General features: G+C 46.7%; 12 protein-coding genes. 3 read left to right on the top strand and 9 right to left on the bottom strand.

Translation table 11 applies throughout. The features are described 5' to 3' along the window. Nucleotides 1-10: 10 nt before the first annotated feature. Nucleotides 11-1,300, bottom strand: a complete 1,290-nt coding sequence (locus CWM47_RS09320; protein WP_100993807.1) for a DUF2851 family protein — start codon at nt 1,298-1,300, stop codon at nt 11-13. A 101-nt stretch (nt 1,301-1,401) separates the two neighbouring features. Next, entirely contained in the window at nt 1,402-2,241 is an 840-nt protein-coding gene (pyrF, locus tag CWM47_RS09325) for an orotidine-5'-phosphate decarboxylase (protein ID WP_100987718.1), read from the bottom strand. A 113-nt stretch (nt 2,242-2,354) separates the two neighbouring features. On the opposite strand from pyrF, the gene rfbC reads away from it, so the two are divergent. Further along, nucleotides 2,355-2,900, top strand: a complete 546-nt coding sequence (gene rfbC / locus CWM47_RS09330; RefSeq protein WP_100987719.1) for a dTDP-4-dehydrorhamnose 3,5-epimerase — start codon at nt 2,355-2,357, stop codon at nt 2,898-2,900. 106 nt (nt 2,901-3,006) lie between these two features. Here the strand turns inward: rfbC and CWM47_RS09335 are convergent, their stop codons facing one another. Next, nucleotides 3,007-3,699 carry a type 1 glutamine amidotransferase domain-containing protein gene (locus CWM47_RS09335; RefSeq protein ID WP_100987720.1) on the bottom strand — a complete coding sequence of 231 codons (693 nt, stop codon included), beginning with the start codon at nt 3,697-3,699 and terminating at the stop codon, nt 3,007-3,009. A 271-nt stretch (nt 3,700-3,970) separates the two neighbouring features. Here CWM47_RS09335 and CWM47_RS09340 point away from each other — a divergent pair, with 271 nt between their 5' ends. Then, on the top strand, nt 3,971-4,366 hold the full coding sequence (locus tag CWM47_RS09340) for a hypothetical protein (protein ID WP_100987721.1): 396 nt from the start codon (nt 3,971-3,973) through the stop codon (nt 4,364-4,366). A gap of 83 nt (nt 4,367-4,449) precedes the next feature. On the opposite strand, the gene CWM47_RS09345 is transcribed toward CWM47_RS09340, so the two are convergent. From CWM47_RS09345 to CWM47_RS09370, 6 genes are all read right to left on the bottom strand, one after another. Continuing rightward, nucleotides 4,450-5,991: a hypothetical protein gene (locus CWM47_RS09345; protein ID WP_240625819.1), complete on the bottom strand. Its 1,542-nt coding sequence runs from the start codon at nt 5,989-5,991 to the stop codon at nt 4,450-4,452. 91 nt (nt 5,992-6,082) lie between these two features. Continuing rightward, a complete protein-coding gene (locus CWM47_RS09350) occupies nt 6,083-7,108 on the bottom strand; it encodes a DUF6807 domain-containing protein (protein WP_100993809.1) in 1,026 nt (341 codons plus the stop codon). Between the two features lie 128 nt (nt 7,109-7,236). Continuing rightward, nucleotides 7,237-7,854: a hypothetical protein gene (locus CWM47_RS09355; RefSeq protein ID WP_100993810.1), complete on the bottom strand. Its 618-nt coding sequence runs from the start codon at nt 7,852-7,854 to the stop codon at nt 7,237-7,239. A gap of 56 nt (nt 7,855-7,910) precedes the next feature. Further along, nucleotides 7,911-9,824, bottom strand: coding sequence for a DUF3857 domain-containing transglutaminase family protein (locus tag CWM47_RS09360; RefSeq protein ID WP_170069416.1), 1,914 nt, complete (start codon nt 9,822-9,824; stop codon nt 7,911-7,913). Between the two features lie 4 nt (nt 9,825-9,828). After that, nucleotides 9,829-11,862: a transglutaminase domain-containing protein gene (locus CWM47_RS09365; protein ID WP_100987722.1), complete on the bottom strand. Its 2,034-nt coding sequence runs from the start codon at nt 11,860-11,862 to the stop codon at nt 9,829-9,831. 124 nt (nt 11,863-11,986) lie between these two features. Then, the gene (locus CWM47_RS09370) at nt 11,987-14,005 is read right to left on the bottom strand and encodes a transglutaminase-like domain-containing protein (protein ID WP_100987723.1); all 2,019 of its coding nucleotides are present in this window, start codon (nt 14,003-14,005) and stop codon (nt 11,987-11,989) included. Nucleotides 14,006-14,208: 203 nt separating this feature from the next. Here CWM47_RS09370 and aat point away from each other — a divergent pair, with 203 nt between their 5' ends. Continuing rightward, the gene (aat, locus tag CWM47_RS09375) at nt 14,209-14,826 is read left to right on the top strand and encodes a leucyl/phenylalanyl-tRNA--protein transferase (protein WP_100987724.1); all 618 of its coding nucleotides are present in this window, start codon (nt 14,209-14,211) and stop codon (nt 14,824-14,826) included. Nucleotides 14,827-14,845 lie beyond the last annotated feature (19 nt).

Consider the following 14,845-nt stretch of genomic DNA (forward strand, 5'->3'; position numbering starts at 1 on the left):
ACATTATCCATTATTTCAACAGCCCTGCTCCTACCTGACAATTCAGGCATTTTTTTACGGAACAGAATTCATTGTAGAGTTCAATGGCCGCCTGCGAATCGAACGCTGTGCGGATACCCAGACCAAGGGTATCCCAGTTGTCGGTCAGGCGGTTTTTTTCTGGGGGGAGTTGCTCAAGCAAGGCTATGGCCCGATCAATGTAAGCGGGTTGCCCACGATGATGGGCATAGGCCGCCAACAACGGTACAATGGTGTTGATCACTATATTTTCGGCCGAATTCTGGCCCAGAGCTGGAGCAGCCTTTGGGGTTTCTTTCCCGAATCGGTAGTGCGACTGCCAGTAGTCGGATGGCATAACCTGCAATGATTTCACCAATCGGCCAATGTCTGTTGTACCCACAAAAAGTGAGAATAAACTGGCGTGCTGCGTCAGTAAACGAGCGAATTGAGCCAGCCGGAGGGTTGGAAAGTTAGCGGGTCGAAGTCGACCCCATTTCCAGGCATGAGCCGTTATTTGTTTATCGGCATGTGCATACTTAACCGACAGGAACCGATATTCCCGCTGTAGAGTTGCTGCATAGTCATCGGGTTCGTCGATGGGTAGCAACCCTGCCGTACCAAATAACATTGCTTCGGCTTGCAACAGGTTATCTCTATGCTTCAGAATGGCTTTTAAGGGCACTGTCCGACTAAGTTGCGCCATTGGATCAGCGTTGATCTTAAAGCCCATGTTGGCTGCCAACAGTCGGTAAGCCGTTTCTTCCCAATCACCGTTCGTTTGTCTAACAATTTCATGAACGTCTTCGGCTTTACGTTCAAGCCGCTGCATCATCGCTTTATCCAGCATAGACGTAAGGCGCAGGGGTGACACAGACTTAAATTGTCCGGCACAGGGAATGGCATCCGGCGAAGTGGTAAGTGCCTGAAAGCGTTCTAATAAAGCTGGGTCAGTAAGTGGGCTTAATTCCAGCGTGGGCAATGGCATTCCGTCTAGTCGATCCACACGCTTGCCATTTGCAGCGCGATCATCCTGCCAGACAACGTGCAGAATTACATTGTCATAGGCCCGGTCGTGCTGATGATTATGAGCAAGCCAATCTGACGTACGAATATGCATTTCCACTGTACCAACCCATTCTACGTTGTCAATAAGCAGACGAGCATTCGTAAAATCCGGCCCGGCATTATGATTTCGAAAGCCCGTATGTACTATCTGAACAACGTGGCCATCGGTAGTTATCAGACTATTTTTCGAGAAATACTGATATTGCCAGATAAAATACAGAAAGGATTCAGACACGGGAAAATAGCTAACAGGTATGTAGTAAGACTCTGATTGTGTCTTAAATATAAACACAATCAATTAAAGTGATACCTAATATCGGTTACTTCCACGAATTATCAATCCAAGCTGGCCAGGTGCTGCGCCATTTCCTGCTGTAATGCTCTGGCTTCTTCTCTAGCCCTGTCGGCAAAATCAGTCCCGTCCGATGCATACAGGATGTTTCTCGACGCATTGACCAGTAACCCACCCGTCTTTGTCAACCCTAACCGCGACACATCGGCCAAATTACCCCCCTGAGCCCCAACACCTGGCACAAGCAGGAAATTATTGGGAGCCAGTTCCCGAATTCGTTGCAGTTCACTAGTCTGAGTGGCACCCACTACAAACATCAGTTGATCGTGGCCCGCCCAGGTTTGGGCCGTCTGGATAACGGTTTCAAATAAGGCCTGACTCCCAAGAGGGCCATCGTGCAGTTGCTGCCGCTGAAAATCGGCACTGCCGGGGTTTGACGTCAACGCCAGCAAAATAACCCATTTGCCCTCATAAGCCAGAAAGGGCAGTACAGAATCGCGACCCATGTAGGGAGCAACCGTAACCGAATCGAAAGCGAGTCCGGCTGCTGCAGAGTCAAAGAAAGTGCGGGCATACAGGTCTGAGGTATTGCCTATATCACCCCGTTTTGCATCGGCAATGGTGAAGCAATTTTCAGGAATATACGCCAGTGTTTTTTGCAGGCTCTCCCAGCCGCGTGGTCCCTGCGCTTCGTAGAAAGCAATATTGGGCTTATAGGAAACGGCAAATTCTGCAGTTGCATCAATGATCGCTTTATTAAATGTAAATACCGGATCAGCTTCGGTCAATAAATGCCGGGGGAGTTTACGAGGGTCCGTATCCAATCCAACACATAAATAGGAACGCTTCTGAAAAATTTGCTCACTTAATTCCGAATATGTCATGCTCAACCGCAACGTTCTACGCTAAATGATTATTTCCAAAAGTACAACTTGTGGTGCCAGTTTCATAAATTTGTCCGCTAAGAGTAACTACGTTTACGCAACACCCCTCTATTATGCAAGTTCGGCAAACAGCCATTGAAGGCCTGATTGAATTAATTCCACGCGTTTTTGAAGACGAGCGTGGTCATTTTTTCGAAACCTACAATAAGCCCCTTTTCGTATCGCTGGGCTTACCTATGGATTTCGTTCAGGACAATCAGTCGTTTTCTGTAAAGGGCGTTCTACGCGGTTTACACATGCAAAATTCGCCATTTGCCCAAGGCAAACTGGTTCGGGTAATTAGCGGACAAGTATTAGATGTGGCTGTTGATTTGCGCCCCGATTCGGCTACATTCGGGCAATACGAGACGTTTTTACTGGATGCTAAATTAGCCAATATGGCCTACATACCGGAAGGTTTCGCACATGGATTTGTTGCACTGGAAGACAGTATTTTTTGCTATAAATGTACTAATGTGTACAACAAAGGGGCTGAATCTGGTATTATCTGGAACGACCCCGACCTTAACATCGACTGGGGCATCGCGAATCCTATTGTTTCCGAGAAAGATCAGGAATTACAATCCCTGCGCGACATTTTTCCGCAGGCAGTAGTTTAGGAATGTAAAATGTACAATGAATAATGGTTAACGCACATATCAGGCGTGATCACTATCTATTATCAGTGTACATTATTCATTGTACATTTTACATTATTCATTAATCTTACTTCTCATATATTTCTTCTAACACCTTCCGGCCAACTTTTCGGGCCGAAAGCGGGTTCTGCCCCGTTACCAATCGCTCATCGACTTCAATATAGGGCATAAAGGGCAACAGGCTTTTGCTGTATAGTGCCTTTTTCTGTCGGAGCGCATCTTCCAGCAAAAACGGCACCTCTTCATCCAGTCGAACAAGTTTTTCTTCCATATTTGAGAAACCCGTTAGCTGTCGGTTGTCGATCAGCAGCGAGCCGTCAGACAAGGTTACGTTGAGCAACGCGCTGACACCGTGGCAAACAGCCGCCACCATCCCTCCCTTTTCATAAATCTGCCGGGTCAGGCTCTGCACAGTTGGATCATTCGGAAAATCCCACATAGTGCCATGACCACCGGTAAAATAAATAATCTGGTAATTGGCCGGGTTCACGTCCGCAAGGCGAAGGGAGTTATCCAGTTTGGCCCGAAACGAAGGGTCATGATACCATTTCTCGTTGATGGTATCCCGCCGGTCAATGCTCTTCTCATCAATAGGAATGGGCCCACCGCTGGGACTGGCAATATCATAGGGTAAGTTACGACCCGCCAGCTCATCGTAGAAGTGGGTGGCTTCACTTAGCCACAAGCCCGTTTTATGAGACTTTGTTGGGTAGTCTGTATGATTTGTGCAGACAATAAGTGCGCGATAGATAGGGTCCATGAGCAGGAGTGACGTTCGTGCTTTGAAGTTCGATGTTTACCATCAAACTTCAAACTTCGCTCGTTAAACTATATACTTCACACTGGTTTTGGTGCAATTAGCAAGATGATGTTCCCATTTTTAAACAAGTAAAAACACCAGTGATTTACCTACAAAATAGTTTGTTTGCTTAACGGTATGCAGAAAAATATTTGCTAAAACACGAAATTTACTATAAAATCAATTGTGTTATTATTATATTTGTTTATAAACCGTATTCGTACTAATCACCATGAAAATTGTAACGTATGACTCTTTACAAGCTGAACATGCCTGGATGATTGTATCCGACCAACTTCAGCAACGCAACAACATGCTGGCCAAAAGTATTTCGCACATGGAGCGCAATCAGAACGAGTTACCCATGGCCAGCCGATTGATTATATTGCGTTATCACCTCAAAATGAGTTTGCGACAACTCACGCAGGATGCGCGACAGCAAAAGCAGAAAATTGAGCGTAAAAACCAGTTAGCCGAACAGTGGATGCATGTGCATCAGTTATTTTTTTTACTACGGCAAATTGATAATGAACTCGGGCGGGCCACTGTCGAAAATAATATACTTCGTTCCTGGCTGGAATCGGTCGAAGGCCGCGTTTATCGATCAGCGCTGGTCCATTTGAATTAGTAAGTTGTACGTGAGTCATTGGCTGATCGAACCGCCGAGCGTATTGCATTCGCCGGTTCGGTCAGCCAATGACTCACTAATTTTCACTTCGCCCGGCTATACGTCACTCGCTTAACCGAGATGGGAATACGTCCGGGCTCGCAGGGAATTGGAGCGGGCTCCTGAGCAACTGCAGGCTGATCTAATGGCCCGTTCTGCGCAGTTGACAGCCATTCAATTTCTACCCAGCCACTTACGAGTGGTCCTTCTCTGACTGCACCGAACTCAACCTGCCCAATGTTATTCTTCAACCAGTCTGCATTCTGACTGAGGTCAATTTCGTAGGTATGAAATTGACCATCGTTAATAATTGAAAAATCCAGTTGTCGGTCAGGGGTACCCAGCATAGTAGCCTCTTCACTACGACGCCATCTCATCCTGAATTTGTCAACCTTCGTTTTGAAGGCTGCACGCAAATAAAGTTTAGGGTTATTACCGCCTTTCCAAAAAGAATAAGGTGAGGAGATGGCCACAATATTGTTATTGTCAGGATTCGTTAGGTTGACATGGAGTTTACCCTGAATTGGCAAGCCGGCATCCTGTGCATTATGATAATACCAGCCTCTGCGCGATGTGTCGAACCGGTAATTAATTAGGGAAGAGATGGGTGTTTTTGTGTAGATGTGCGATCGAATCTCATCCAGATGACCCACAATTAATTCATAATCCCATTCATAAACCAGATTGTGATCCAGTACAACCCGGTTTGCAGCCGCAATGTAAGAAGCAACCGTACTGTATTCATCACCACTCAAATCACTTCCAAAATAGCCTCTTTTCCATTCATAATTATCCTTCACATACAAACCCATTCCGTATCCATTGTCGTTTGTTGACGCCATCCAGGGTTCTGTTGGATAAACATCGCCAAATAACATGGTACTGGGAGGCTGGATATGTTCAAGAGAAAGTTTGTCATTCGTATATGGCTCACTGCCTTTGTAGAACCACATATTATGATAGTCGCCATTTAAGTAGGCACAGGGAAACTCCTGCTGGCGAGCCTCATACTGGTTTTTGTCGGAGCGCAGCATCACTACTTTAGCATGCACCTTTACAAGGTTGCCTTCCAGATGAATCCAGTGCTCAATGGTTGCCTCGCCCGGTTCATTGGGTATACCGAACTGCTTGGGAATCGTTTTTACGTATAATAGATTTGGTTTCTCCTCAAGAACAACCACTTCGGATGAGTTTCCATAGGTATCGCCCGCCTGAATTGGATCCCAGCCAAGGTGCCATCCCCATCGATCCGAATAATCAATTGGACCACTATATAGAGCAATCTGGATTTGTCGGCCAAGATCAGGATTGTTAACCATATTGGCGGTACTCACTTTACCACCATGACTATCCAGAAAGGCAAGATATGTAATGGCGCCACCGTAGTTAGTGTTGACACCAACCTTAATCTGGCCGTTTTCAATGGTATGAAGACCATCGGCTCCTCTGCGAAGCAATGGAGGAGCCGATGGAGTATGGGTAGCCGAAATGCGGGGTTGGGCATTTACTCCCCCTATTATCAGAATTACGGCAAAAACAGTGCTGTATGTTAACCGTAATAAGGTCCAAAAAAAAGGAAGGATCATAATTAAAGTACATTTTCGTGTACCTTATGACCCATTGGCAAATATTATGCCAAAATAAATTTACAAATTAACAGTTAAGTATCACTTTCATTTACCTAACAAACTGTTTCAAGGCTACATCTGACAAACTTCCCGATTGAATCAGTAAACGGTAACGAAACGTAACAGATTGACCAGACGGTAACGTGTAGTTCATAGCGGCTGCTTTGCCATTGCTGAATACAGATGGTGCCAGTGGATTGGCCGCAAACAGACCATAACCCCTTGCGTGCCAATAGGTTGGGTAGCCAACGTTTTTCGGATTGTCCATCAACACTATCGATACAGCTTCATTCCCGACAGTGCCGGTTAGTTTGGTCCAGGGAGCGCGAGTACCCCAAACAGCATCGCCTTCCACGCCCTCGCTGGTGTGGTAAAGTCCGGTTATACCGGCATTATCCAGCGTAGGCACTTTCGTTGCCACGCCCTGCGCATCGGTAAAAACCTCGGGCTTCGTTGATGGGTGTTCGAGCTGACGGGCCAGGCGCAAAGCGATCATCCCTTCTTTATTGTCTTTAAAAACGACCTCTTTGTCAAGCGCTTTCAGGGTTGTGACCCGGTCAATAATACGTTTATCGGCACCTGCGCCAAAGATATAGGTCGTTGTTTCCTGGAGCATAGGCTTACTATCTTTATCGAGCCAGTCGGCGGTAACGACCAGTTCGGCTTGTCCTTTGCCGCTTTTCATGGACTTTACTCCCGTGTGAACAATCGTCCCAAATGGTCCCTTGTGTTCCGGCCCGATTTCGATGGAATTATTCCAGAAATCATGTCCGTTTACATCGCCGTAATTAAACCACATACCCACATGGTGCGGGTGGTCGATGCGCTCGCCCGGACGAGGGTCAAGTGGCCAGCCACGCGTTATAAAATTCCCCCCTGCGGTCAGAATCGGATACAGAACCGGTTTTTTCAGCACCGTTGGGCCTGGATAGATGTAGGCCGTAAAGGGTTTTCCGTCTACCATAACTGTAACCTTCTTTTGGGCTTCGTTATGCGTAAGCTGAATCTGGTTCGACTGAGCCCGGCTGGTTAGGATTGAGCCCGCCAATAAACAGGAAAAGAGAATATAGCGCATTGTATTGTTCATTAATCGACTTTATAAACTTCGTTTTCTGGAAAGGCAATCAAATAAATCGCCCCGACCTAAAAAAGCCGGGGCGACCGAAATGCTACTGAGTTAAGCGATATAAAAGCCTGTTCTCTTTAGTTTCCTAACAAAATTTTATTTGTTACATCCTGATCAATAGTGATATAGCCAGGATAATTAACCTGCTTACCCAGCATATCCAGCGTTGGTTTGATCCGAATGGTCAGTTTTGAGGGCTGCGTACCGCTTGCTCCAGACAGGTTCTGTACCAACTGCGTAAAGGCATCGCGCGTCTTGCTATCCGTAAGCAGTTGGTAAGCGTTGGTATTTAACCGAATCGGAACGCGGGTATGTCCACCACCGGGCTGCACTTCGATACGCTGATTCAGGAAGCCGTTGAACAACTCCTGACCAGCCAGCAAAATCCGGTATTCCAATTGATTTATACCCGCCAGCTTGTTGGTTGGATTGGTAATATCGATGTTCAGACGAGCGTCCAGCGGCACATTTCGTGTTAACAGACCGGCGGCCAGTCTTGGATAGCGGGCAGGGTTAATATCTTCCAGTTTCCGCAGTTGGCGCACATCAATTCCCGCTAGGTAAATACTGTCGGCCGACGCGATGGTATACCGACAATCGCCCAGCGTTTTGGCCTGTGAAATCTGTTTATTAACACTACACTGGCTGAACAACAACGGTAGAGCCACGAATAGTAAAGCAAGGCTTTTTTTCATGTTTGATAAGTGAATCATTTATCTATAAACGTTCGACAGCGGGCAAAGGGTTTGGTTTAATTTCGTTTAATGAATACCATTTGTACGCGGTCGGCCTTAGCAACCTTTTTTCGGAAGTCGATCAGGTCTGCATACGCTGCTGCCGGAAAGCGTCCTCCATGCATGGTTATCTGACGAACATAGGTGATATGGTCACCTTTAATAGCTAGCTGAGCGGTATAACGGCCAAACGTTGATTCGATTATCTGTGGTTCTAGTTTATATTCTGGTTCATAGCCTTTTGGAAGTTGGTAGGTAATTGTATCACTATCGGCAAAATCATAATTAGCGCCTAACTCAATGGCAGTCCGGCGCGGTTGCGTAAGTGGAGCAACCGGCGACAAAGCAGACATAAGATTAAGCGGCAAAAACAGCCTTGTTCCACTCACTGTTGCCCAACGGCGGGCAGTCATATCCAGAGTTTCAACAACCACAGGCATGGGTTCGATCTGTTCCTTGTAACCGAATGACGTCAGTTCAAAAGCTGGAACATGAATACGTTTTAGCAGCCAGCTCCGCTGATCGTCGTGGTTTAGCCGATGAATTGCACTGGCGTAATCATCCTGTTGAAGGCCGCTATAAATTGTTCGGACATTGGCCGAGGCATCGCCCTGTTCGGTAAGGTTAACCACAATCTGCCGTTGCTGGCGGTTATCCGTTGGACTATATACAGGCGTTTTTATCAACCGACCTCCATCGGGCAAAACAAGAAGCACATGCCGATTGCCCGTAAAATCGCTCATATAACCCGCCGGACCATGCCCGCTTGTACATTCCAGAAAAAGGGTGTCACGCCCGTTGGGTACGCACAAAATGACGTGGTTAAACTGAAAACTCGGAAAATCGACCAATATATCAGGCTCCTTATCTCCGGCTCGCACCAATGCTGGATAGGCTGTAACGCCAACAGCTTTCAGCATCGCTTTGGCATAATTCGTCAGGGCTTTACAATCGCCGTATTTACTGTCGGCTACCTTATCGGCTTCAATCGTTTGCCAGCCACCAATGCCCAACTGCACACTGATGTAGCGTGTATTATCCTGTAAGTAGGCATACACTTTTCGTACTTTCCCGAGCGTGGTTGTTTCGTTTTTCGTTAAGTCCAAAACTCGTTGCCGTAGGTCCTCGGGAATACGGTCGCGGCCATCGTTCAGGCTGTGATAAAACCGGCTTACGTCTTTCCAGCTCGTTATCTGCCCTTTGTAATCCTGCACATCAAATGCGGCAGGAGCTGTGTAAACCAAGGGGAGTTGCTCTCTGGCTGGTGGCGATATTGGCTCAAACTCCAGGGCTGGCCTGTTATTTATTTTCCAGCTATACGTTTTTCCGCCGTCCGGCAACGAACTTGACACGCCCGGTGTAGGCAGGTTCATTTCTTTATAGCGTAAGGCCAGCGCAGGCGGCATATTTACGGTATATGCCGCCTGTTCTACAGCCAGATGCTCCTCGTCCTGCGGCACCCAGGTTGGGTAAAACATCAGGTTTCGCTCCGTTGTCTCCACCAGAAATTCAACCGTGTAGGGATAGCTGGGCTGTTTCGGAAAAGAAGCGACCTTCATGCGCTGATCATCGAAAAGATTATAGTCGCTATAGGTGCTGGAGTCATCTATATCGGCTTTTTTCAGCTTCTTGATCAACTTACCCGCGGCATCATAAAGGGCGCCCTCCAGGTTGGTCACTCTGGAGAGTTTATCATACCCAACCACCTTTTTGGCCTGGTCATCTCCTTGCTCATCCAGCACCGTAACAACGGTATGAACACTCAGGTTAGCCTCCCCTACCGATTTTACGGTAAAGATTGTTTCATGCCTGCGAACAACCGCATGGGCATTTTCTGTCAATGCCGACGATAGTACACCAGCCTGATATTCGGACTGCGCCCAAGTGCCTTGATTCGTTAGTAGAATCAGAAAAATAAGTTGTTTTATCATGTGCTTATTTCTTTTCGGCAACAGCGCCCCGTTTCAACACAACCTGCTCGGCATGTTTGGCCGCGATACGACTAAACAGTTCCCGCAATGGGCCATACTCCCCGGCTAAATAGCGTGTTTTACGAAGGATGATCCGGCTGACAACCTGAAGCTGGTTGCCATTCGTCACGGCTAGTTGATATAAAAAACGCCCCCCATTCTCAGGTAAAACCATAGAAACCGGCTTGGGCATTTCCTCTACCTGAAAGCCTTCGGGCAGGGTGTAGGTAGCGGTAAAAGTCTCCTCGATTTGTGTCCCAAAGTCTACCGGATAGAGTCGTTCAGCTTCCTTAAATGGATTTTCGCCATGCGCTTCGGTCAGCATTGGGCGGAAATACAGCCGGTCTCCTGCCCTACTACAGGCTTCTGGAATCGTGAGGCTATATTTCTCATTAAATGAGCTATTCGTTATATCTGTACCCGAAAAGTCGGCCTGTTCAATTTGCCAGGCCGTGCGTTTTTTCTGAACACGCTCCAGGTATTTCGTTTTCCCCTCCATAGCAAATTGCTTCCGGCTACTCCAGGCACTATAGCCCCCATGCGAGTGCATGAGCGTGCCGGCAACTTCGCCATCGCGGCTGAGGGTAAAGGAACCAATTTGAGACTCAATATCACGCTCAGCGGGCAGCAATGAGATGAAGCGGGCCTTTGTTGGATGCACCAGCCGACCGGTTCCATTCAGGCAACGGACAGGGAGCATTCCGGGGACCAAATACGGGTCGGTGGCATCCAGAAGCTGGTCTTTGCCACCTATTGAAACTTGGGCAACGACATAATTAAATTTCTTCAATAAGGGATAGGTTTCATTGATACGCCCGTGGGAGCGCGTGCTCAGAATAACCGGATTGGCATCAATATCCATCTCCCGCAGTAAGGCAATCAACATCAGGTTAATATCGGCCACGTCGCCTTTTTTATCCTCAAATGCTTTCTTGATATTCCCCGACCAGATCGATGCTTCTTCATTCCATTTTATAGTCTGACGAACAAAATCGTAAGCAGCGTTAACACGGCTCAGGGTATCGGTATGCTTGCTGTTTAGTGTTTTTGCCGTTTCGCGCAGGAAAGCCGCCCGTTTAATCTGCCCGCCGAAGTCAGCATCATTGAGCAGAGTTTTATCCATAGCTTCCCATCCAACAGAAATATTCGTGTTCAGCGGGCCGCTGGCACCCGGTAGTTGATAGCTTGCCAGTTCAAATTCAATTTTGGATAAGTAGTCATCCTCTGTAGTAATGTAAGCCTCATCCCGAAAAGCCGGAACGTTTCCTATGGCAAACCGGTAAGCAGATGCCGTAACCGAACCCTGACCGGATAATAAATCGACCGACGTAGATTCGCGCTTATTGACCGTCATGGACAAATACCCGCTCTGCAAGATTTTGTAATAGAAATAATCAGGTATTGTAATACGGTATTCACTCCAGTTAACGGGTATTTCCTGCTGGAATTTCCACGTCCTGGGATTATAGCTGATACTAAAGGGTGTACGCGTTGTGTATTGGTACTCAATGATGGAGCCTTCCCGAACGTTGGGCAGCGTGTATTTTTCAATCCAGAATTGATCGGATGCCTTTTCGGTAAAATGACCCGTCTTGGTAAGCCGATCAAATGTTAGGCTTCCATTCGTAAGGTTATAGGTGTAACCATCGACGTTGGTAACTATTTCATGCTGCCCCTGTTTACCACGACGTGCAATAAACTGAATGGTAGCCCGGTCATAAGCCGATTTCTTACGAATCTGTATCCTGACATGGTAATTACACACCAGCCATAATTCACTGCTACCGTTTTCAAATGTCACCTCGCCATAATCATACAGAACAACGGCCTCAGCCGTAGAATCGGACGTGGTATTCGAAAATTGATCAGGGGTAATTTGACCAAATTTAACAATGGGAGCGGGGTCTTTAGCTTTCTGGGCAAACCCAGCGTGGAACCCCAGAAAAACAAGGGCAAGCGTCAGCAGCAAGCTGCGCTGGTAAGGTAGGAAAGTGAACATGAGTGGTGGGTAAATATGCTTTAATCGCTAAAAAATGTATCTATTTTGCCAATTAAACAAAAAGTAGCGCAGCAAGAGTCTGCTCCATTTCTCATCTATAGCTAAAACTAGGCCAATCCAGTGCCTACTTATTGCTTACTACTGCACGTTTCAATACAATCTGTTCGGTATGTTTGGCTACCATTTGGACAAACAATTCCCGCAATGCCCCATACTCATTTGGCATGTATACTGGCTTACGCAGAACAAAGCGGCTGTTAACCCGAATTTGGTTTCCATCAGTACTTACCTGGTATAGAAACCGGCCACCATTGTCAGGCAAGGTCATGGAAACAGACTTTGGCAGTTCTTCTACGTTGAAGCCATTAGGCATCTGATAAGTGGCCGTAAAGCTCTCGTCGACAGGTACAGCGAAATCTATAGGATACTGGCGATAGCTTTCTTTGAATGGGTTTTCTGTACGACCTTCGGCTAGCATTGGTTTTAGATACAGTCGATCACCTGCCTGCATACACGCATCGGAGATAACAAGGTTAAAATCTACCCTGAATGCATCTGTTGTTTGATTTGTATCGGCAAATGTCACTTCGTTTATTGTCCATCCCTCATGTATTTTATGAACGGCATCGATGTAAACAGGCTTTCCCACGCGGGCAAATAATTTGTGATTTATCCAGGCAGCATACCCACCCAATGAGTGGGTCATCGTACCCTTCAACTCACCCATCTCACCAAGTGTAAAGCGAGCCGCTTTCACTTCGACCAAACGCTCTTTGGGAGCCAATGAAACAAACCGGCTGTTGGGCGGATCAATAACCCGGCCAGTACTATTGAGGCAATGATAAGGCAACATACCGGGCTTCAGAAAAGGGTCTGTAGCATCCAGAAACATTGTTTGCCCGCCCACATTCACCTGTGCAACAACATAATTGAATTTATTAAGTACCGCAAATTCTTCGGCTATGGCTCCGTGCGACCGGGTACTTAAAATAACCGGATATGCCTGAAAACCAATGGACCGAATCAGGGCGATAAGCAATAAATTAATATCGCCCGAGTCACCTTTTTTAGCCGCCAGTACCTGATTTACATTGTTTGCCCAAATAGAATAATTTCCATTCCAGGACATAGTGCGACGCACGAAATTATAAACCTCAAACACTTGACTAAGCGTATCGCCGAGTCTGCTAAACATTCCCTCGGCCTGTTTACGCATTAGAGGAGTTGGCGCTATTTGCAGGCCAAAGCTTTCATTTTTCTGCAGGCATTTGTCAATGGCCTCCCAACTATAATCGGCAAACTCTAAACCTGCTTTAACATCCTTATAATTAGGGGGCTCAAAATCGATCTTCGATATGTAATCATCTGCATTTGCCAGGTAATTTTCTCGCCTAAACGCAGGAACATCTTTTATGGCATAGAAAAGCTCCTGAGCTTTACTTCGGATCTCGCCGGGAACCAGATTTATTTTTGTCAACCTGGCATCCTGAACCGTCAGTTTAAGCGAACCGCCCAAAATCAGTTGATGCGGATATCCATCCGGCAGTAGAATATGGCACTGACTCCAGTCAACCGGTATATCTCGTTGAAAACGCCATGCTTGAGGGTGGCGATTTATACTGAACGGAGTTTTAACGGTATATTTATACTCAATTACTGAACCCTCGCGAACATTGGGCATCGTGAATTTTTCGATCCAGTATTCTTTCGTAGCCTTTTCAGTGAAGCGGGCAGTTTTGAGACTAAGTGGAGTAATGTCCACATGGCTATCGTCCAGATTATAGGTGTACCCTTCCAGATTGCTCATTTCTTCATGAATAGTTCCGTCGTCCCGGCGCATCTCCAGTTCCACAGTGGCCCTCCGGTAAGCTGATTTACGACGAATTAGCAGGCGAACGTGGTGCGTAAAAACAACCCACATCATTCCACGCACTTCAAACGAAACATCGCCAGATTCGTATAGCACTACGGCCTCAGCTGTGGAATCTACTGATGATGAAGCAAACTGAGCGGGCCTGATTTTCCCAAACTCAACGACAGGAATAGGTTCGGATATTTTCTGGGCAAGGCCTGCTGTTAAGCCAATTAAAACATAAACGACTGTCAGCAACAGGGCACGCTGGTCCGGCAGGAAAGTAAACATGAGCGGTGGGTAAATATACTCTAATAGTGAAGCAATATAGTAGACCAACTCTACATTCGCAATGGACAGTGTACATATAAACCGCAACAGTAAGCTTGTTGATCAGTGTTCTATCGCCTAATTTCCCATAGACTACCATTCATGCGCTAGTGAACTAGTCGCTTAATGTTTTATCTTTGCTCAATACACATCCACCAGTTTTAATGGAGAAGCTAACCGCCGACGACCTTGTTTACGGCTACATCAACGGTATTTTTCCAATGGCCGACGCAGATGGTACGCTGTACTGGTATGCGCCTGACCCGCGTGCGGTTATCCCGATTGATACCTATAAACCCGCGAAATCACTCCGGCCGGTGCTTAATCGAAATCAGTTTGACATCCGTATCAATACGGCATTCAATGAAGTTATGCACAATTGTTCAGTTCCTCGTTCAGAGGACGATAGTGTGTGGATATCTGAAGAAATCATTGATGCCTACACTGAACTGCACCACATGGGACTGGCCCACAGCGTTGAAACGTATATGGATAACAGGCTGGTTGGAGGATTGTATGGCGTAGCACTCGGGTCAGCTTTTTTTGGTGAGTCGATGTTCAATCGGGTCAGCAATGCCTCGAAAGTAGCCTTTCATCACCTGATTCTTATTCTTCGCCAGCAGCACTTTACCTTGCTCGATACGCAGTTCATTAACGACAATGTTCGGCGGTATGGTGCTATTGAGATTCCTAAAGCCGACTACCTGAAACAGCTCAAAACAGCCTTACGCAAAAAGGCCCGATTCACGGATGCCGTAACGGAATCGTTGCTCAGAAAATAAAGATAAAGGCTTTCGTTTC

The organism is Spirosoma pollinicola (assembly GCF_002831565.1).
Taxonomy (GTDB): Bacteria; Bacteroidota; Bacteroidia; order Cytophagales; family Spirosomataceae; genus Spirosoma; species Spirosoma pollinicola.

What these genes read in the sequence shown, in the direction of transcription:
- pyrF (WP_100987718.1), bottom strand. Translation starts at nt 2,241, where the DNA reads ATGACATATTCGGAATTAAGTGAGCAAATTTTTCAGAAGCGTTCCTAT.
- rfbC (WP_100987719.1), top strand. Translation starts at nt 2,355, where the DNA reads ATGCAAGTTCGGCAAACAGCCATTGAAGGCCTGATTGAATTAATTCCA.
- CWM47_RS09335 (WP_100987720.1), bottom strand. Translation starts at nt 3,699, where the DNA reads ATGGACCCTATCTATCGCGCACTTATTGTCTGCACAAATCATACAGAC.
- CWM47_RS09340 (WP_100987721.1), top strand. Translation starts at nt 3,971, where the DNA reads ATGAAAATTGTAACGTATGACTCTTTACAAGCTGAACATGCCTGGATG.
- CWM47_RS09345 (WP_240625819.1), bottom strand. Translation starts at nt 5,991, where the DNA reads ATGATCCTTCCTTTTTTTTGGACCTTATTACGGTTAACATACAGCACT.
- CWM47_RS09350 (WP_100993809.1), bottom strand. Translation starts at nt 7,108, where the DNA reads ATGCGCTATATTCTCTTTTCCTGTTTATTGGCGGGCTCAATCCTAACC.
- CWM47_RS09355 (WP_100993810.1), bottom strand. Translation starts at nt 7,854, where the DNA reads ATGAAAAAAAGCCTTGCTTTACTATTCGTGGCTCTACCGTTGTTGTTC.
- CWM47_RS09360 (WP_170069416.1), bottom strand. Translation starts at nt 9,824, where the DNA reads ATGATAAAACAACTTATTTTTCTGATTCTACTAACGAATCAAGGCACT.
- CWM47_RS09365 (WP_100987722.1), bottom strand. Translation starts at nt 11,862, where the DNA reads ATGTTCACTTTCCTACCTTACCAGCGCAGCTTGCTGCTGACGCTTGCC.
- CWM47_RS09370 (WP_100987723.1), bottom strand. Translation starts at nt 14,005, where the DNA reads ATGTTTACTTTCCTGCCGGACCAGCGTGCCCTGTTGCTGACAGTCGTT.
- aat (WP_100987724.1), top strand. Translation starts at nt 14,209, where the DNA reads ATGGAGAAGCTAACCGCCGACGACCTTGTTTACGGCTACATCAACGGT.